Below are 18,484 nucleotides of genomic sequence, written 5' to 3' on the forward strand. Positions count from 1 at the left end.
AGTACTTGATTGAAGTGAGGTCATAAATTGCTCCTGCATTTATGACATAGAGTACATCCGTGTACTAAAACTCAAATTGACTCTTAGCTAAGAGTACAGCTTTCCGAATTTACAATTTTGTCTGGAAACCATAGCATTGTGGTCCCACCTGATCCCATCCCGAACTCAGAAGTGAAACGCAATCGCGCCGATGGTAGTGTGGGGTCTCCCCATGTGAGAGTAGGTCATTTCCAGGCGCCTAATAAAGCAAAAAGCCCTAGTCTAAAACGCTAGGGCTTTTTGCTGTCTACGCTCGCCTAAATTGCTCCTGGCAATTTATGGCACTTCCTACATCCATGTAGGTCGCGCGAAAGCATCTACTTCACCTGCAGTCCAAAGCTGCTTACGCAGTGTGGGCCCCTCAGCTTGCAGCATAGCTGCTGCGCGCTACAGCCATCCATCAAGCTTAGCTTGATAAGCGGATGTCTTACGCCCCCATGTGAGATGAGTGTTGTAGCAGTATCTGATTTTTCATGGAAGCTGGCTATGACAGGCGTTTATTCACTTATGTAGGCATGAATGCCTACTCCCGACGTCGGTCGATAAATGCTCCTTCAATATCGACACTTCCGCCATCAATGGCGGTTGCCCACCGCTGAGCGGGCTCCCCAGCTCGCAGCCTAGCTGCTACGCGCTAAAGTCATCCTTCAAGCTTCGCTTGATAAGCGGATACCTGTAGCCCCCATGTGAGGCGAGTGTTGTAGCAGTATCTAATTTTTCCTCGAAGCTGGTCATGACAGGGGCCTAATAAGACACTATATGCAGCCCAAATCTGTGGCTGTTAATCATTCCATTCATAAACTGCATTATCGCTACAGACTCACTAATTCGTCATTTAGCTGCTTCGCGCTACAGCCATTCATCAAGCTTCGCTTGATAAGCAGATGCCCTAGGCTCCTATGTGGGAGTCGAATGATTGCTGAAATTAACTTTGGTGGCTGGGTAGTAAGACTTTCAATTAGTCGATAATGTGAAATGCTTAAGTCCTAAGGTAGTGACAGGTCGTTCATATCGTTATCAAACATATCTAGTCGATAAGATTTATGTTCGGGAATTGGGATTATGAAAGCGATAGTTATCAGAGGGAGGGAAAGCCCGTATTGATTTTCGGGCTTTTAAACTGGCTTATAAAGAAAGCAACTTTTCTACTATGGGGGCGTTTGCAGCTGGAAAGTCATAGCTCTTGAGCTCGTCGAGTCTAGCCCATTTGATCTCTTGCCCTTCAAGCCCCTGAGCTTCTCCTGAGAAAGCGTTTACTGTGTGTATATCAAGATATACTTGTTTGTCCGGATAATCGTGTGAGATCACCATTAGAGGGCTCGTGGAGGTAACCTCTATGCCGACTTCTTCTTTTAACTCTCTTATTAATGCTTCAGATGTCGTTTCACTGGACTCGACTTTTCCGCCTGGAAATTCCCATTTCCCACCTTGGTGCAGATGCACTGGGCGTTTGGCGAGTAAGATCTGATTTTCTTCATTGAATACTATGCCTACCGCGACATGTACACGCTTCATTTAGTGATCCTTAAAAAAGTCTGTTTCTTCATAGCCTAGTGAATCTAGGAGCTCTGGATCAAATTCAGGCTTTACAGGGATGGCATGTTTCTCCGAGGCCCAATCACCCAGGTCGATGAGTTTGCATCTTTCACTGCAGAAGGGTTTAAATTGAGACTCTTTAGACCAAAGCACCTCTTTCTGGCAGGTTGGGCATTTAACTGTGGTTGGCATAATCATTCCCATAGGCCGATTTGTAACAGTCGGCTATGGTAAACCACTTTAGGTACAGGTTGCCAACATAAAGTCTATCGATTTGTCAGAGTGTTTTTGCTGGTCAAATAATACGAAGTGGATGGCGTAGCGATTCCGGTTACCGCTTATTGTTGGATAGCACCCCTGGGCAGGATCGATTTTGACTCGGATAAGCGAGAGGGCTTGGGTGCTAGAGCCCTGATAAAAGCCAGCCACGGCGGTTGCTGGGTTGTATACTGTCGTCTTACGGGTAAGCTCAAGTAATAGTTTGATCGGCGTTAATAGACATTCAAAATGTTCCGTCCAGGCCTTATATTCTTTTTGCCTCGTATCCCAGGGTTTAGCTAACCAGTAATGTAGCTGCGGAAGATCGAAGTTGCAGCAAGCACCTGGCATGCCGAATCGTTGACGTAGGGCAGAGAGAAACCTGTCTTGCTTAAGTTTTTGACCAGGCCTTTCACAGCGAACGAGCTTAACTCTCGCCTCTTGCATCTGTTCGATATAACTTTCTACTTGCTGCTCATCTATGTGGGGTAGGTGCTGCCATTTTTTGAGATTTATAAGCTGCTTGTCGATGTCTTTTATAATTTCACTGCGATAATCACAACGCTCGGTGAGTTCACAAAGGGAAAATAATGGATAAAAACAGCGGTGTTGATGGTCTTGATCTAAATTATTTTGAACTTGATTAGCGAGGTACTCGAGCCTAAGGTAGCTTCGAGTCTTCTCGTTTAACGGTTGTTCGTAGATCAATTCATTCATGACGATTGTTAGGTCTGGGCGGCTAATTTTATATATTCATTATGTAAAGCAGCGACCTTGTCTCTTAATGCCGATATGTCACCTTGATTGTCGATAACATCATCTGCTTTAGATAGCTTTTCGTCTCTGCTTGCCTGGCTAGCTATTATGTTTTTTACTTGCTGTACATCGACAGCATCCCTTTCAGTGGTTCGCTTTATTTGTAACTCTGGCGAAATATCAACCACTAAAGTGCAATTGACTAAGCTATCTAAACCGTTCTCAAATAGCAAGGGGACAACCAAAATTGCGTAATCTGAGGTCGAATTTTGCAATTGTGTTAACATTTCGGCCCTAATTAAAGGGTGGAGAAGATTATTCAACCACTCTCTTGCTGATGGGGCGTTAAAAATCTTCTCTCTTAAGGCGGTGCGATTTAGTTCACCATTTTCTAGGAGAATAGAAGAACCAAAATGCTGAGCTATTTCTGTCAGCCCTTTTGTTCCCTTGGCGACCACTTCTCTGCTGACAACATCTGCATCAACAAGATCAATGCCCAGCTCGGCAAATAAGTTGGCGACAGTCGTCTTGCCACTTCCTATACCGCCGGTAAGGCCCACTACAAATTTTGACATGATGTTTTATGAATAGATGGCTATAAGGTGGATAAATACCAGTTTACTATTTTTTCGCCCCAAATCATGGCGATCCAGCCAGCTAGAGCGATATAAGGGCCAAATGGTATTGGGTTACCCGAATTGATTTTCTTATTGACAATGAGCAGTAGGCCGACGAGAGCGCCAACAATCGAAGAGAGTAGAACGATAAGAGGTAGTAATTGCCAACCGAACCAGGCACCAAAAACGGCGAGCAGCTTAAAGTCGCCATAGCCCATGCCTTCCTTGCCGGTTAGTAGTTTAAACCCCCAGAATACGCTCCAAAGGCTCATATAACCCGCTGAAGCGCCAATGACCGCATCGGTAATTGAAACGAAAGTACTGTCTAAGTTAATCAGCAGGCCTAGCCAGAGCAGTGGCAGTGTGATCTGGTCAGGTAATAGCATTTCATCAAGATCTATCCCAGTTAAGGCTATCAGGCCAAAGGTTAGCAAGGTGGCAAAGACAAATTGCCAGGTCGGACCAAAATGGTAAGCGAGGTAGGCCACTGCAAATCCACTTAAGGCTTCGATGACAGGGTATCTTACTGATATCCGTGTTTTACAATGAGCGCACCTACCTCCTAACATCAACCACCCAACTATGGGGAGGTTGTGCCAAGGTTTTATATCGGTCTTACACTTAGGGCAAGACGAGCCTGGAACGATAAGATTGTATTTTTCCGGATAGTCATCGATTGGTTGGGCTAGTTTATCTTTAATCGCTGTAACGGTAGCCTTGTGGTATTCGTCGAGATATTGGTTGCATTCCTCTTGCCATTCTCTTTTCATCATCACCGGAAGGCGATGAATGACTACATTTAAAAAGCTGCCAATCACGGCAGCAAAGACGAAAGAAATTGCGGCAAACAGCAAAGGGTACTGAGCCATTAATTGGATAAATTCAGTCATTGTAAAAGCTAATTCTTATTATTTAAAAAGTAAATGACTAGCCGACGACATTACCTAATTGGAAAATAGGAAGATACATACCTACAATCAAACCACCGACTAAGGTACCGATTACTACCATCATGACTGGTTCAATAAGACTGGCTAGTCCGTCAATTGCATCGTCGACCTGCATCTCATAGATATTGGCAACTTTATTGAGCATCTCGTCTAAACCGCCAGACTCTTCGCCGATCATCACCATCTGTATCAGCATATCGGGGAAGAGACCTGTGGTACGCATGGCTACGTTCATTTGCATACCTGACATGACCTCAGTACGTACTTTAATCAGGGCGCTACGGTAAACATAGTTACCTGATGCTCCTGCTGCAGATTCGAGCCCATCGATGAGTGGCACACCGGCTGCAAAGGTTGTCGCTAAGGTTCTAGAGAATCTAGCCATTGCCGCTTTATGAAGAATCGGACCTATTGCTGGGATTTTCAATACGAACTCATCGACGCGATTACGAAATGTCTGTGATTTTAAATGAGCTGTTTTAAAGGCCCAGGTGCCTATAATTAAGGCTATAACAAAAAAGTACCAAGAAGATTGTAACCATCTTGATAGATTAACAATTAATTGAGTGAAAGCTGGAAGTTCTGCGCCGAAACCTGCAAAAATGCTTTCAAATTGAGGCACAACAAAAAGTAACAATAGGGATGTCACTGCAATTGCTACAACGACAACTGCTGCTGGGTAGAACATGGCCTTTTTGATTTTTGACTTAAGAGCCTCGGCTTTTTCGCGGTAGGTGGCAATTCTATCGAATACTGCATCGAGAGAACCCGAGTGTTCACCAGCGGCGACCAGATCGACATAGAGGTCATCAAAGTATTGTTTATGTGGTCTTAAAGAATCTGATAGGGGGATACCTGATTGTATGTCTGTTACTATGGTCCCTAGTAATTCTCTCATTTTAGGCTTTTCATGGCCACGCCCCAACATCTCAAGTGTCGTAACAATAGGCACACCAGCCGCCAACATGGTGGCTATCTGTCGGGTGATCATGGCTATATCCATTGCCTTGATCTTGGGGTCTCGTTTGAAAAATGATTCAGGTTTTTTCTTGACGACTTTGGGGTTGACTCCTTGGGACTTTAATTGGGCCTTAATTTCAGCAGAAGAAGTACCGCGTAGTTCACCAGAGGTTTTTTTGCCGTCGCGATTGGTGCCTTTCCACTGAAAGGTGACCACTTTTGGTTGTGCCTTGGCTGCCTTTTGCTTTTTAGTTGTGGTTTTTGTGAGTGATGCGCTAGCCATGGATAATCCTTTGTGGGTATCTATTTATTAGAAACTGGTGACGCGGTTTATTTCGGCGATACTGGTGACTCCTGCAATCACTTTTCTAAGGCCTGAATCACGCAGATCGCGCATGCCTTGCTCTTTGGCCTGGTTGGCAATTTGCAGTGAGTTGCCTCCTTCCATAATAGTACGGGCAATCTCATCTGACATCTTCATCACCTCATAAATACCCACGCGGCCTTTGTAGCCGCCAGAGCAGAGGTCGCAACCAACCGGCTTATAGACAGTAAAGCCTTGATCAATTTGTGCTTGTGTAAAACCGAGTTTCAGGAGTTCGTGTTCGGGGACTTCCTCTGGTTGACGGCATTCGGTGCAGAGCCTTCGGGCAAGGCGCTGGGCAATAATCAGATTTACCGAGCTGGCGATGTTGTATCCGGGGACGCCCATGTTGATAAGACGCGTAAGAGTCTCGGCTGCCGAATTAGTGTGGAGTGTTGATAACACTAAGTGACCGGTTTGGGCTGCCTTAATGGCGATTTCGGCGGTTTCTAGGTCGCGGATCTCACCGACCATAACCACATCCGGGTCTTGGCGCAGGAATGAGCGTAGCGCCGAAGCAAAGGTTAGCCCTGCCTTGAGGTTGATATGAACCTGATTGACGCCTTCTAGGTTAATTTCAACCGGATCTTCGGCGGTGGAGATGTTGCGCTCTTGGGTATTGAGGATGTTAAGCCCAGTATAGAGAGATACCGTTTTACCCGAGCCCGTTGGGCCGGTGACCAAGATCATGCCTTGTGGTTTGGCGAGCATCTCCTCATAGAGTGCTCGTTGATCATCTTCATAGCCTAGTTTTTCGATGCCCAGCTGCGCCGAAGATGAATCCAAGATACGCATCACGATCTTTTCGCCCCAAATTGTCGGGAGGGTGCTGACGCGAAAATCGATAGATTTTGTTCGTGACAGTTTCATCTTGATACGGCCATCTTGAGGAACGCGACGTTCGGCGATATCCAGCTTTGACATTACCTTGAGTCGTGCAGAAATTCTTCCTGACAAGTTGACTGGGGGTTCGGAGACTTCATGTAAGATGCCATCGATACGGAAACGAATCCGATAACGCTTCTCGTAAGGTTCGAAATGTAAATCTGATGCGCCTTTACGTATGGCATCGGTAAGAATTTTATTGATATAGATAACGATAGGCGCATCATCACTGGCATCACCAGCCTGTTCTTCCTGGCGCTTATCTGTATCGGTAATCTCTATTCCGGACAGAGAATCTTCATCAATACCATCTAAGTCGAGCGCAGAGATATCTTCTTCGAGCACCTTTTCAAGCGCAGCAGTTAGCTTATCGTCTTCAACGAGAATGGCTTCGGCGTGCAGGCCTGCACTGAACTGAAAGTCTTCTAAAGCGGCAATGTTGGTAGGGTCTGATGTGCCGATATAGAGGCGATTACCGCGCTTAAACAGGGGTAAGCATTTATGCTTTTCTATCAGTTTTCTGTTGAGGAAGTCTTCGGGAATGCTAGATATATCGAATTCATTCAGATCGAGCAGCGGGGTGCCATACTCTTCGTAGCAAAGTTCGGCAATTTCTCTAGCAGACAAAAGTTTGCTGGTCACCAAGGTGGTGACCAACGAATGCCTGTTCTTTCTGGATAAAGCAACGGCCTCCGAAAGTTGCTCTTCAGTGAGCAATCCCTTACGAATAAAGAGCGTTGACAACCCTAAATGGAGGCCGGTAGTAGGCATTTATATTAGGTTCTGCTATATGATGCTAATAATTAAGAACAACCTTTTGGTCGGTACTTAACATCAATTGTACCGCCAGTACAAGTCCATGCACCAGCAGCATCACGTGCCATTATAAGAGTTTTTGTGCTAAGAGCAGCGCTTGTAGTATTGAAAGTGATGGTAATGTTTCCCGTAACCGCGGAGCCGTCACCGTTAACGCTAATCGCCCCTACACTTGGTTGGGTTACTCCTAGGTCTGTAAGTTCCGTACTTTGAGGGAAATATCCCTTCTCTAGTACCCAAGCTTCAGTTGGTGTTTTTAAGGCTGAAATAGCAGAAAGACCTGTGCTAGCTTCTGATTTGCCGACGTATGTTTGGTATTGAGGAATAGCAATTGCCGCTAAAATACCAATAATCGCGACTACGATAAGTAGTTCAATCAGGGTGAAACCCTTAGCATTGCTCATGTTACGAGACATTTTGATACCTTTCATTTTTACTTTCTCCGTTTGACAGAACTCTGACTCGACTCATCTTGATGTTGAACAGACAGGATGTTGGCTCAATTATTCTAATAATAACCCTTTTGCTATAGTCACATACAGTAGTGACACTCCATAACTTGGGTCATTTGCTTAGAATTAAGGCCTCAAACCTCTTGTTCAGCTTGCTCCTGCGTAGTTTAAGACGTCGTCCCTGGTCAAATCGTCATTGCCATCAACTTATATTTAATGAATACCTGAATGAGATTAGTAAGCTTCTGGCCTGTGCCTCGACTTACTTGTTATTCTCGGTTTCCACTCTAAGTTTGATTAATCTTTATTCGGCAAACTGCACCATTATGGCAATAATTAGTCAGTATAAATCATATCCTTACCGTTAGTATCTTAACTTTTCTAGCAGGTTTTTAAGCTGGTACTCGTTTAATGCTTGCCCTTTTTACGCTCTCGTATACAGAGAAAGTGTTTACGGTATGTTTCATTAAACTTGTCGCTAGTCTAGAAAATCTTCAATTAACGATAATTAATGCTTTCGACTTACTAAGCCGGTTTACCTTCATGGTAAGCTGGCCGAAAGGGCCATCTCGCCTACAGCCAAAGTTAGTACAAAGTTAACAAAAAGGGAACCGTAAATCGCATCAAAGTATTAATTTGATGGTGAATTTGTCTAATAAAAATTTTTTTTGTAAAAAAAAGTTATAGCGTAATTTATGACTTTGGCTGAAAAATTGGCGATTGTACCAGGAGTGTCAATTTTATAGCGGCTAAAAAGCCGGTTTAGCCCTGATTGATTTACGTACAATCTTTAGTGGTAACCTGACTTGTTGCGTAAATATTGCTCAACCTGATGGGTAAAAGTATCAGATTGAGCATTCCAGTCACCGCTGGCTTCTTATTACGGGAAATTAATCTTTCAGCCTAAGCGACAAGTCCAACGCCTTGACGTGTTTAGTGAGGGCTCCGACTGAGATGTAATCTATGCCGGTTTTGGCGAAGTCTGAGATGGTATCTAGGGTCACGTTGCCCGACACCTCGAGTTTTACCCGCTGGTTTTCGCTATAGCTATTATTAAGCTCTACCGCTTCTATCATCATGGTGACGTCAAAGTTGTCGAGCATGACAATATCGGCACCCGCATCGAGCGCCTGCTTTAGCTCATCAATGCTTTCTACTTCGACTTCTACTAGCTTGTCGCAGGCAAGCCTACGGGCGGCTTTGATGGCTGATGCGATCGAGCCGCTGGCCATGATGTGGTTTTCCTTGATCAGGAAAGCGTCGAACAGGCCTATACGATGATTCTTACCGCCGCCACAGGTAACGGCATACTTTTGTGCCGTGCGCAGGCCCGGAATAGTCTTGCGGGTATCTAACAGTTTACAATGGGTGCCGGCCAGTCTATCGACATAGAGCTTAGTTAAGGTGGCGACACCAGAAAGCGTTTGGATAAAGTTCATCGCGCTGCGCTCGCCAGTCAATATAGCGCGGGCCGACCCAGACATTTCGCAAAGGACTTGGTTGGGTAGGACGAGGTCACCGTCGTCTACATGCCAATGCAGAGCGACTTCACCACCTAGCTGGTTAAAGACTTGCTCCGCCCAGGCCTTGCCGCAAAAGACGCCTTCTTCGCGCGTGATCAGTGTGGCCTGTGCATACTTGTCGCCAGGAATAAGCTGAGCCGTGATGTCCAGACTTAACTTTTCTTCTGGGGTTAGATTTGATTCGGCCTGAAAACCTAAATCTTCTTCGAGTGCGACTTTGACGGCTAATCTAATGTCATTTTCCAGCATCTTTCTTTCCTCATGGCGGCTCACCGTACTCCCTGGCGCATCACTTGTGGCTCGAATGGGTTATCTCTCTTGACTCAATGGCGGTGAGCACTTAGCTACATGTGACTCATAGTAACAAAACCCTGATTGAAAAAGCAGGGATATTTAGCGTTACCAGGTGAAGATAAACGCAATTTGTGCCGATTTGTAATCATTGGTCTCGTGTGACTGGCGGCTATCATCCAAATTGAGTTAAAGTGCTAACGGCTTGATATTGTTTGGAGGTAGATTGGCCTGTGGCTAACATGACGTTGCAAGAAGGGTGGATTCAAGAGTGTCGACAGTGCGTCTCGCCACATTTTAACGCCCGACCAGATGGAGAGGTGAGTCTCTTGGTGATCCATAATATCAGCCTGCCGGCGGGGCGGTTCGGGTTGCCTTATATCGATCAGCTTTTTCAAGGCTGTTTGGATGTTCAGGCTGACGAGAGTTTTTGTGAGCTGCAAGGCTTAGAGGTGTCCGCGCATTTTTTGATTCGGCGAGACGGTGAACTGGTGCAGTATGTCAGCTGTGATGATCGCGCCTGGCATGCCGGGCTGTCTGAGTTTGCGGGTCGAAGTGGCTGTAATGACTTTGCGATCGGGGTGGAACTTGAGGGGACCGATAGCATTGCCTACACAGATGCCCAGTATGAGCGACTTAAACAATTAACCTTGGCCTTGTTTGACGCATATCCTATGCTCAATAAAGATATGATCGTCGGCCATTGTGACATTGCACCGGGTCGTAAAACTGATCCCGGTGAGAGTTTTGATTGGCAGAGATATCGCGCCAGTTTGGATGAAGCGTAACTTACCTAAAAGCTTGGTTTACCATTAAACACAACAATTAGATGGAAGGGAGAGGGGAGTAAGATGGCACTGTTTTCTTTATTGCTGGCGATCATGATAGAACGTCTCAAGCTATTACCCCAGGCATGGCAGCTGGAAACCTTATTGGCATTATATGCCAAGAGTTTCTTTGGTCGTAAACAGCTCACCAACGATCTTATGATGGCTATCGCTCTCATTTTACCTGCCATCGCTGTGCAGGTACTCGCCTGGTTCGTGGCGGGGATGTTTTGGGGACTACTGAGTCTTGGGCTCTGGGTTGGGGTGTCGATTCTCTGCTTTAGTCATCTTAAGCAGCGCCAAGTTTTCAAGCAATATATACAGGCGGCCTGTCGTGGCGATGTTCAGGCTTGTTATCATTTTGCCGATGAACTTGACCCTTATGTGTCACTCAATGCCGTTTCTGAACAGGATCTTGGCGAGAAAGTTGGACAAACGGTTGCCTGGCTTAATTACCGTTTCTATGGTGCCGTGGCATTATACCTAATCTTCTTCGGACCAGCTGGTGCAGTACTTTATTGTACAGTGCGCTATTTCTCAGACGATGCTAAGAGTCGAGGTGCCGACCTTCCTTTAGTGGATACCGCCTTGTTGTTGCTGGATTGGCTGCCGAGTCGATTGATCGCGCTAGGCTATGTGCTCAGTGGGCACTTTTCATTGGCATTTGCTCGCTGGCGACAACAGGCACTGTGCTGGCGCTGCCCGGCACGAGATGTCATCTCTGAAGTTGCCCTGGCGGCAGAGGCTGTTGAATTTAATCCACCTACGCCAATTTGCGTCCAATCGACCATCTCTTTGCTACAGTTGAGTAAGCGAAACTTTATCTTACTCGTGATCGGTCTCTCTTTGCTGACGATCTTTGGGGTGGTAGTGTAGGTGAGGGTGAGGTAAGTGCTCAATATTGAGACACACTTGCCTTGTTAACTCTATTGAAGACTGGCTCTCAGAGTATGAGGCAATGGTCAGACCCCTTAATTATAAATATAAGCTATCCTCACAAATCGTGAGTTTACATGAAGCAGATCACGAACTGGACATCTGAAATGTGATTTGATAAAGTGCGCTCAGTCAATTAAATTGGTAAGACCAATTTACAATAGGAGCTGAGGGCCATATGGCTTATAGCAAAATCAACCAGCCAAAAATTTCTGATGTGATCATGAGTCAGCTGGAGCAGATGATCCTCGAAGGAAGTCTGCAACCGGGTCAGAAATTACCACCAGAGCGTGAATTGGCACTGCAATTCGAAGTCTCTCGACCATCTCTTCGTGAAGCAATTCAAAAGTTAGAAGCAAAAGGCTTGCTACTGCGTCGTCAAGGCGGTGGTACCTATGTCAAAGAACAACTTTGGCAGAGCCTTGCAGATCCTATTGTGGAGCTGATGCACAGCGATTCTGAGAGTCAGTATGACCTTCTCGAGTTTCGTCACGCCACTGAAGGCATGATGGCTTACTTTGCAGCGCTTCGGGGAACCGATGCCGATATGCAAAACATCAAACAAAAAATCCAGGCAGTAGAAGCAGCGTCTGATATTGAGGCGAAGGCGGAAGCGATCGTGTGTTTTTATCGCGCCATTGCCGAAGCGTCACACAACGTGGCCATGCTGCATTTGGTACTGAGTTTATCTCCCGTGCTGCATAAGAACGTGGCACAAAACCTAGAGTTGCTAAAGCGCAGAGCTGATGCCTCTAAAATGGCAAACGAGCATAGGCAAGATCTTCTTGCCGCTATCGTACGCCGTGACCCAGAAGCAGCAAGAGAAGCCTCAAACGAGCATCTAAGCTACATTGAGGAAATAATGTTGTCTGTGAGGGAAGAAGATAGCCGGTTGCAGCGTAGTCTGCGCCGTTTGAAGAGTGGAACATAGACAGCCTGTCTAGTGACCACTTTTTATTATTCAATTCATACAATTAATGTATATAGGGAAGGACTGCGAAATGTCTGAACATATGCTGCAAGATTTAGATCCGTTAGAGACTCAAGAGTGGGTCGATTCATTACAAGCTGTATTAGAGCAAGAAGGTCCAGAACGTGCTCATTTTCTTCTTGAGAAGCTAATCGACAAGGCTCGCCGCAATGGTACTCATCTGCCTTATAAGGCAACCACCGCCTATCTGAACACGATTCCAGCGGGTCAGGAACCTCATATGCCTGGTAACCAGGAGATGGAGCGTCGCATTCGCGCCATCATTCGTTGGAACGCCCTGGCCATGGTATTGCGCGGTTCGAAGAAAGATCTTGAGCTGGGTGGGCATATTTCGAGTTTTGCCTCTAGTGCTACCATTTATGACGTTTGCTTTAACCACTTTTTCCGTGCGCCAAACGAGAAGGATGGCGGTGACCTGGTGTACTTCCAGGGACACATCGCACCAGGTATCTATGCGCGCTCTTTCCTCGAAGGTCGCCTGACCGAAGACCAACTGGCCAACTTCCGCCAGGAAGTCGATGGTAAGGGTCTTTCTTCTTATCCACACCCTAAGCTGATGCCGGACTACTGGCAGTTCCCTACGGTTTCTATGGGTCTGGGTCCGATCCAGGCTATCTATCAGGCTCGCTTCCTGAAGTACCTGACCGACCGTGGCCTGAAAGATTGTTCTGAGCAAACCGTATACTGCTTCCTGGGTGACGGTGAGTGTGACGAGCCAGAAACCTTAGGTGCTATCGGTCTGGCGGCGCGTGAAGAGCTGGACAACCTGGTCTTCATCGTTAACTGTAACCTGCAGCGTCTAGATGGTCCTGTACGTGGTAACGGCAAGATCATTCAAGAGCTTGAAGGTGAATTCCGCGGCGCTGGCTGGGAAGTGGCTAAGGTGATCTGGGGTCGCTACTGGGATCCGCTATTGGCTCGCGACACCAGCGGTAAGCTGCTGCAGTTGATGGAAGAAACCGTCGACGGCGAATACCAAAACTGTAAGGCCAAAGGTGGCGCTTACACCCGTGAGCACTTCTTCGGTAAGTACCCTGAAACTGCCGAGATGGTTGCTAACATGTCTGACGATGACATCTGGCGCCTCAACCGTGGTGGTCACGATCCAGTGAAGATCTATGCCGCGCTGCAACACGCTAAGAACACTAAGGGCCGTCCAACCGTAATCCTGGCGAAAACTGTTAAAGGTTATGGTCTTGGTGATGCCGGTGAAGGTAAGAACATCGCGCACAACGTTAAGAAGATGGACATCAGCGCCGTTCGTTACTTCCGCGATCGCTTCAACATCCCGATCCCTGATGACAAGCTAGAAGAGATCCCTTTCTATCACCCAGGTCCAGATTCGGAAGAGGTGAAGTATCTTCAGGAACGCCGCGCCGCACTGCACGGTTCTATGCCGGCTCGCCGTCAGAAGTTCTCTGAAGATCTCGAAGTGCCTTCACTGAAGATCTTCGATTCTATCTTGAAAGGCTCTAACGGCCGTGAGATCTCAAGCACCATGGCGTTCGTGCGTATTCTGACTGCGCTGCTGAAAGATAAGAAGATAGGTAAGAATATAGTGCCTATTATCCCGGATGAGGCACGTACCTTCGGTATGGAAGGTCTGTTCCGTCAGGTAGGTATCTATGCTCACGAAGGGCAGAAGTATGTGCCACAAGACTCGGATCAGGTGGCTTACTACCGCGAAGACAAGTCGGGCCAGGTACTGCAAGAAGGTATCAACGAACTTGGCGCAATGTCTTCTTGGGTATCGGCGGCAACCAGTTACTCGGTTAACGATACGCCAATGATTCCGTTCTACATCTACTACTCTATGTTTGGTTTCCAACGTATTGGCGATATGGCATGGGCGGCAGGTGATATGCGTGCTCGCGGCTTCATGGTCGGCGGCACATCGGGCCGTACTACCCTGAACGGTGAAGGTCTGCAGCACCAGGACGGTCACAGCCACGTATTGGCTAACACGATTCCGAACTGTATCTCTTACGACCCAACTTATGGTTATGAGATTGCGGTTATCGTTCAAGACGGTATCCGTCGCATGTATGGTGAGAATCAGGAAGATATCTTCTACTACCTGACCACTATGAACGAAAACTATGTACAGCCTGAAATGCCAGAAGGTGCCGAGGAAGGTATCGTCAAGGGGATCTACAAGCTGGACTCAGTCTCAGGCAGCGGCAAGGGCAAGGTACAGCTAATGGGCTGTGGCACCATCCTCGAGCAGGTTCGTAAGGCGGCGCAGGCATTGGCGAAAGACTTCGGTATCTCGTCAGACGTATTTAGCGTCACCAGCTTTAACGAGCTGACTCGCGATGGTCAGGCGGCAGAGCGTTACAACATGCTGCACCCAACCGAGACGCCTAAGCAGGCTTATATCAGCCAGGTGTTGTCTAGCGATTCACCTGCCGTTGTTGCCACCGACTATATGAAGATATACGGCGAGCAGCTACGTGCCTATGTTCCTACCGACTACAAGGTGCTGGGTACCGATGGTTTCGGCCGTAGTGACAGCCGCGAGAACCTGCGTCACCACTTCGAAGTGGACGCTAAGTTCATCGTGATCGCCGCACTGAAGTCGCTGGTTGACCGCAACGAGTTGCCAGTTGAAGTGCTTGCGCAAGCGATTGCCGAGTACGGCATCGATGCTGACAAGATCAACCCACAGTTCGCGTAAGGGGATAGAGAATGGCTGAATTAAAAGAAGTTTTAGTCCCCGATATCGGTGGGGATGAAGTACAGGTTATCGAGATCTGTGCTGCGGTAGGCGATAACCTCGTCGCCGAAGAATCGATCATTACCGTTGAAAGCGACAAGGCGACCATGGATATTCCTGCGCCTTTCGCCGGTAAACTGGCCGAGATCAAGGTCGCCGTGGGCGATACCGTATCTGAAGGCACGCTGATCGCCATGATGGAAGCCGGTGAAGCGCAAGCCGCCGAGCCAGCCCCTGCGGTTGCCGAAGCTGCTCCTGCACCAGCAGCGCCTGTTGAGGCTGCACCCGTAGCGGCGGCGCCTGCCTCGGCGCAAGTGATTGAAGTCACAGTGCCGGATATCGGCGATGCATCCGATGTTGATGTGATCGAAGTGCTGGTGGCCGTCGGCGACAGTATCGATGTCGACACGGGGCTTATCACCCTGGAAACCGATAAGGCGACCATGGAAGTACCTGCACCTTCTGCCGGCGTTGTGAAAGAACTTAAAGTCGCTGTGGGCGATAAAGTTTCTCAGGGTTCATTAGTGCTGATGCTAGAAGTCAGTGGTGGTGCAGCAGCGCCAGCTCCAGCGGCTAGCGCACCTGCACCAGAAGCAGCACCAGCGGCTGCGACAACGACTATCGAAGTAAAAGAGATCGCCGTGCCGGATATCGGCGATGCATCCGATGTCGATGTTATCGAGGTATTGGTTGCCGCCGGTGATGTGATCGAGGCCGACCAAGGCCTGATCACCCTAGAAACCGACAAGGCCACCATGGAAGTCCCTGCACCGTTCGCCGGTAAGCTGGTTTCTGTGACCGTTAAGGTGGGTGACAAGGTTTCTCAAGGTAGCGTGATTGCGACCATAGAGACACAGTCGAGTGCACCGGCTGCCGCACCAGCCCCAGCAGCTGCCGCGTCTGCGCCGGCTCCACAAGCCAGTGCGCCAGCGCCTGCGGCGAGCAAGCCGCCTGTGCCGCATCACCCAAGTGCCGGTAGCAAGCCAGCAACGGGTGCCGTGCACGCCTCGCCAGCGGTTCGTCGTTTGGCCCGTGAGTTCGGTGCAGACCTGACTCAGGTTACAGGTAGCGGCCCTAAAGGACGTATTCTGAAAGAAGACGTTCAGGCATACATTAAGTATGAGCTGTCTCGTCCTAAAGCCTCTGCAGCCACCAGTGTGGGTGCCGGTGAAGGCGGATTGCAGGTGATTGCCGCGCCTAAGGTTGATTTCGCTAAGTTTGGTGAAGTGGAAGAAGTGCCGCTGAGCCGTATCCAGAAGATCTCTGGACCTAACCTGCACCGTAACTGGGTCACTATTCCACACGTGACTCAGTTCGACGAAGCCGACATCACAGAGATGGAAGCCTTCCGTAAGCAGCAAAACGAGATCGCCGCTAAGCAGAAAACTGGCGTCAAGATCACCCCGCTGGTCTTCATGATGAAGGCGGTTGCCAAGACACTGCAGCAGTTCCCAGTGTTTAACGCCAGCCTGAGCGCTGATGGTGAGTCGCTGATCAAGAAGAAGTACTACCATATTGGTGTGGCGGTCGATACGCCAAACGGCCTGGTCGTTCCTGTGGTACGTGATGTCGACAAGAAAGGCATTATCGAGCTGTCAGCTGAGCTGATGGAGATCTCGGTTAAGGCCCGTGATGGCAAGCTTAAGGCTGCAGACATGCAGGGCAGCTGTTTCACCATCTCTAGCCTGGGTGGCATAGGCGGTACCGCGTTTACGCCTATCGTGAACTATCCTGATGTGGCGATCTTAGGGGTTTCTAAGTCTGAAATTAAACCTAAGTGGAATGGTAAAGAGTTCGAGCCTAAGTTAATGTTGCCGCTCTCTTTATCATACGACCACCGTGTGATCGATGGCGCGATGGCGGCACGCTTTAGCGTGACCCTGTCAAGTATGCTGTCCGACATACGCACACTTATTTTGTAATGATGAAGGCTACTCACCATGAGTAGCCTTTTGTTTAACTCCTTGAAAGGTTAAAATGCGGCCACCTTACAAGAACTAACGTTCAAAAAGCTGGCGTCATAATGGGTTGGGCCGGAATTCCTCCCAACACAATGAGAAAGAATAGAGGAAAACATGAGTAACGAAATCAAAACTCAGGTAGTGGTTTTAGGTGCAGGCCCTGCAGGTTATTCAGCAGCATTCCGTGCTGCCGACTTAGGTCTGGAGACTGTTATTGTAGAGCGTTTCAGTACCCTAGGTGGTGTGTGTCTGAACGTGGGTTGTATCCCATCTAAGGCGCTACTGCACGTTTCTAAAGTGATCGAAGAAGCGAAAGCCATTTCTAACCACGGCGTGGTATTTGGCGAGCCGCAGATCGATCTCGATAAGCTACGTGAGTTTAAGCAGAGTGTTATCAGCCAGCTGACTGGCGGTCTGGGCGGCATGTCTAAGATGCGTAAAGTCAACGTGGTTAACGGTCTGGGTAAGTTTACCGGTCCTAACACCATCGAAGTTGCTGGTGAAGATGGCGTGAAAGTGGTGCACTTCGAACAAGCGATCATCGCTGCGGGTTCTCGCCCAATTCAACTGCCTTTCATTCCTCATGAAGATCCACGTATCTGGGATTCTACCGATGCGCTTGAGCTGAAAGAAGTTCCTGGCAAGCTGCTGGTGATGGGCGGCGGTATTATCGGTCTGGAGATGGGTACAGTGTACTCTTCACTGGGCAGTGATATCGACGTGGTTGAGATGTTCGACCAGGTTATCCCTGCAGCCGATAAAGATATCGTTCGTGTCTACACCAAGAAGATCAAGAACAAGTTCAACCTGATTCTAGAGACCAAAGTGACTGCCGTTGAAGCGAAAGAAGACGGTATCTATGTTTCTATGGAAGGTAAGAAGGCGCCAACTGAGCCAGTACGCTACGATGCGGTATTGGTGGCTATCGGTCGTACACCAAACGGTAAGCTGATCGATGCCGACAAGGCTGGCGTGAATATCGATGAGCGCGGCTTCATCAATGTCGACAAGCAGATGCGCACCAACGTGCCACACATCTATGCTATCGGCGACATCGTGGGTCAGCCAATGCTGGCACACAAAGGTGTGCATGAAGGCCACGTTGCTGCCGAGGTGATTGCTGGCATGAAGCACTACTTCGATCCTAAGGTTATCCCATCAATCGCCTACACAGATCCTGAAGTGGCTTGGGTTGGTCTGACCGAGAAAGAAGCCAAAGAGCAAGGCATCGCCTACGAGACGGCAAGCTTCCCATGGGCGGCAAGTGGTCGTGCGATCGCTTCTGACTGCTCAGACGGTATGACTAAGCTGATCTTCGATAAGGAAACCCATCGTGTGATCGGTGGTGCTATCGTGGGTGTGAACGGTGGCGAACTACTGGGTGAAATCGGCCTGGCTATCGAGATGGGTTGTGATGCCGAAGATCTGGCGCTGACCATCCACGCTCACCCGACGCTACACGAGTCTGTCGGTCTGGCGGCTGAAATCTACGAAGGTTCAATTACCGATTTGCCAAACCCTAAGGCAAAGAAGAAGAAATAATTGCTTCTGAAATCCGAAAAAGCGCTCACTGAGCGCTTTTTTTTTGGCTGGCTAACTTATATAT

Annotated in this window: 15 protein-coding genes and 1 rRNA gene; 7 read left to right on the plus strand and 9 right to left on the minus strand. The window is 48.2% G+C overall.

The window, feature by feature from the left end; genetic code table 11:
- The first annotated feature begins 120 nt into the window (after positions 1-120).
- Positions 121-236 (plus strand): 5S ribosomal RNA (gene rrf / locus L1D47_RS16510).
- Between the two features lie 928 nt (positions 237-1,164).
- Here the strand turns inward: rrf and mutT are convergent.
- The 9 genes from mutT to nadC all read right to left on the minus strand — a co-directional run bounded on the left by mutT (position 1,165) and on the right by nadC (position 9,405).
- Positions 1,165-1,554, minus strand: coding sequence for an 8-oxo-dGTP diphosphatase MutT (gene mutT / locus L1D47_RS16515; RefSeq protein WP_239886085.1), 390 nt, complete (start codon positions 1,552-1,554; stop codon positions 1,165-1,167).
- Positions 1,555-1,767, minus strand: coding sequence for a DNA gyrase inhibitor YacG (gene yacG / locus L1D47_RS16520; RefSeq protein WP_239853968.1), 213 nt, complete (start codon positions 1,765-1,767; stop codon positions 1,555-1,557).
- A gap of 48 nt (positions 1,768-1,815) precedes the next feature.
- The gene (gene zapD, locus L1D47_RS16525; RefSeq protein ID WP_239886086.1) at positions 1,816-2,550 is read right to left on the minus strand and encodes a cell division protein ZapD; all 735 of its coding nucleotides are present in this window, start codon (positions 2,548-2,550) and stop codon (positions 1,816-1,818) included.
- 8 nt (positions 2,551-2,558) lie between these two features.
- A complete protein-coding gene (coaE, locus tag L1D47_RS16530; protein ID WP_239886087.1) occupies positions 2,559-3,164 on the minus strand; it encodes a dephospho-CoA kinase in 606 nt (201 codons plus the stop codon).
- A 20-nt stretch (positions 3,165-3,184) separates the two neighbouring features.
- Positions 3,185-4,096, minus strand: a complete 912-nt coding sequence (locus L1D47_RS16535; RefSeq protein ID WP_239886088.1) for an A24 family peptidase — start codon at positions 4,094-4,096, stop codon at positions 3,185-3,187.
- A gap of 37 nt (positions 4,097-4,133) precedes the next feature.
- Positions 4,134-5,399, minus strand: coding sequence for a type II secretion system F family protein (locus L1D47_RS16540; RefSeq protein ID WP_239886089.1), 1,266 nt, complete (start codon positions 5,397-5,399; stop codon positions 4,134-4,136).
- Positions 5,400-5,426: 27 nt separating this feature from the next.
- Positions 5,427-7,136 carry a type IV-A pilus assembly ATPase PilB gene (gene pilB, locus L1D47_RS16545; protein WP_239886090.1) on the minus strand — a complete coding sequence of 570 codons (1,710 nt, stop codon included), beginning with the start codon at positions 7,134-7,136 and terminating at the stop codon, positions 5,427-5,429.
- Between the two features lie 32 nt (positions 7,137-7,168).
- Positions 7,169-7,612 carry a pilin gene (locus L1D47_RS21185; protein ID WP_275661488.1) on the minus strand — a complete coding sequence of 148 codons (444 nt, stop codon included), beginning with the start codon at positions 7,610-7,612 and terminating at the stop codon, positions 7,169-7,171.
- Positions 7,613-8,523: 911 nt separating this feature from the next.
- Complete coding sequence (gene nadC / locus L1D47_RS16560) at positions 8,524-9,405, minus strand: carboxylating nicotinate-nucleotide diphosphorylase (protein WP_239886091.1); 882 nt, start codon at positions 9,403-9,405, stop codon at positions 8,524-8,526.
- Positions 9,406-9,689: 284 nt separating this feature from the next.
- Here nadC and ampD point away from each other — a divergent pair, with 284 nt between their 5' ends.
- The 6 genes from ampD (at position 9,690) to lpdA (ending at position 18,420) form a co-directional block, all read left to right on the plus strand.
- The gene (gene ampD / locus L1D47_RS16565) at positions 9,690-10,235 is read left to right on the plus strand and encodes a 1,6-anhydro-N-acetylmuramyl-L-alanine amidase AmpD (protein WP_239886098.1); all 546 of its coding nucleotides are present in this window, start codon (positions 9,690-9,692) and stop codon (positions 10,233-10,235) included.
- 63 nt (positions 10,236-10,298) lie between these two features.
- A complete protein-coding gene (gene ampE / locus L1D47_RS16570; RefSeq protein WP_239886092.1) occupies positions 10,299-11,150 on the plus strand; it encodes a beta-lactamase regulator AmpE in 852 nt (283 codons plus the stop codon).
- Positions 11,151-11,388: 238 nt separating this feature from the next.
- A complete protein-coding gene (gene pdhR / locus L1D47_RS16575; protein WP_239886093.1) occupies positions 11,389-12,141 on the plus strand; it encodes a pyruvate dehydrogenase complex transcriptional repressor PdhR in 753 nt (250 codons plus the stop codon).
- 70 nt (positions 12,142-12,211) lie between these two features.
- Positions 12,212-14,878: a pyruvate dehydrogenase (acetyl-transferring), homodimeric type gene (gene aceE, locus L1D47_RS16580; protein ID WP_239886094.1), complete on the plus strand. Its 2,667-nt coding sequence runs from the start codon at positions 12,212-12,214 to the stop codon at positions 14,876-14,878.
- Positions 14,879-14,889: 11 nt separating this feature from the next.
- Positions 14,890-16,839, plus strand: coding sequence for a pyruvate dehydrogenase complex dihydrolipoyllysine-residue acetyltransferase (gene aceF / locus L1D47_RS16585; RefSeq protein ID WP_239886095.1), 1,950 nt, complete (start codon positions 14,890-14,892; stop codon positions 16,837-16,839).
- 153 nt (positions 16,840-16,992) lie between these two features.
- Positions 16,993-18,420, plus strand: coding sequence for a dihydrolipoyl dehydrogenase (gene lpdA, locus L1D47_RS16590; RefSeq protein WP_239886096.1), 1,428 nt, complete (start codon positions 16,993-16,995; stop codon positions 18,418-18,420).
- Positions 18,421-18,484: the final 64 nt, after the last annotated feature.

This window comes from Shewanella sp. Isolate7 (assembly GCF_022398425.1).
Classification (GTDB): domain Bacteria; phylum Pseudomonadota; class Gammaproteobacteria; order Enterobacterales; family Shewanellaceae; genus Shewanella.

What these genes read in the sequence shown, in the direction of transcription:
- mutT (WP_239886085.1), bottom strand. Translation starts at nt 1,554, where the DNA reads ATGAAGCGTGTACATGTCGCGGTAGGCATAGTATTCAATGAAGAAAAT.
- yacG (WP_239853968.1), bottom strand. Translation starts at nt 1,767, where the DNA reads ATGCCAACCACAGTTAAATGCCCAACCTGCCAGAAAGAGGTGCTTTGG.
- zapD (WP_239886086.1), bottom strand. Translation starts at nt 2,550, where the DNA reads ATGAATGAATTGATCTACGAACAACCGTTAAACGAGAAGACTCGAAGC.
- coaE (WP_239886087.1), bottom strand. Translation starts at nt 3,164, where the DNA reads ATGTCAAAATTTGTAGTGGGCCTTACCGGCGGTATAGGAAGTGGCAAG.
- L1D47_RS16535 (WP_239886088.1), bottom strand. Translation starts at nt 4,096, where the DNA reads ATGACTGAATTTATCCAATTAATGGCTCAGTACCCTTTGCTGTTTGCC.
- L1D47_RS16540 (WP_239886089.1), bottom strand. Translation starts at nt 5,399, where the DNA reads ATGGCTAGCGCATCACTCACAAAAACCACAACTAAAAAGCAAAAGGCA.
- pilB (WP_239886090.1), bottom strand. Translation starts at nt 7,136, where the DNA reads ATGCCTACTACCGGCCTCCATTTAGGGTTGTCAACGCTCTTTATTCGT.
- L1D47_RS21185 (WP_275661488.1), bottom strand. Translation starts at nt 7,612, where the DNA reads ATGAAAGGTATCAAAATGTCTCGTAACATGAGCAATGCTAAGGGTTTC.
- nadC (WP_239886091.1), bottom strand. Translation starts at nt 9,405, where the DNA reads ATGCTGGAAAATGACATTAGATTAGCCGTCAAAGTCGCACTCGAAGAA.
- ampD (WP_239886098.1), top strand. Translation starts at nt 9,690, where the DNA reads ATGACGTTGCAAGAAGGGTGGATTCAAGAGTGTCGACAGTGCGTCTCG.
- ampE (WP_239886092.1), top strand. Translation starts at nt 10,299, where the DNA reads ATGGCACTGTTTTCTTTATTGCTGGCGATCATGATAGAACGTCTCAAG.
- pdhR (WP_239886093.1), top strand. Translation starts at nt 11,389, where the DNA reads ATGGCTTATAGCAAAATCAACCAGCCAAAAATTTCTGATGTGATCATG.
- aceE (WP_239886094.1), top strand. Translation starts at nt 12,212, where the DNA reads ATGTCTGAACATATGCTGCAAGATTTAGATCCGTTAGAGACTCAAGAG.
- aceF (WP_239886095.1), top strand. Translation starts at nt 14,890, where the DNA reads ATGGCTGAATTAAAAGAAGTTTTAGTCCCCGATATCGGTGGGGATGAA.
- lpdA (WP_239886096.1), top strand. Translation starts at nt 16,993, where the DNA reads ATGAGTAACGAAATCAAAACTCAGGTAGTGGTTTTAGGTGCAGGCCCT.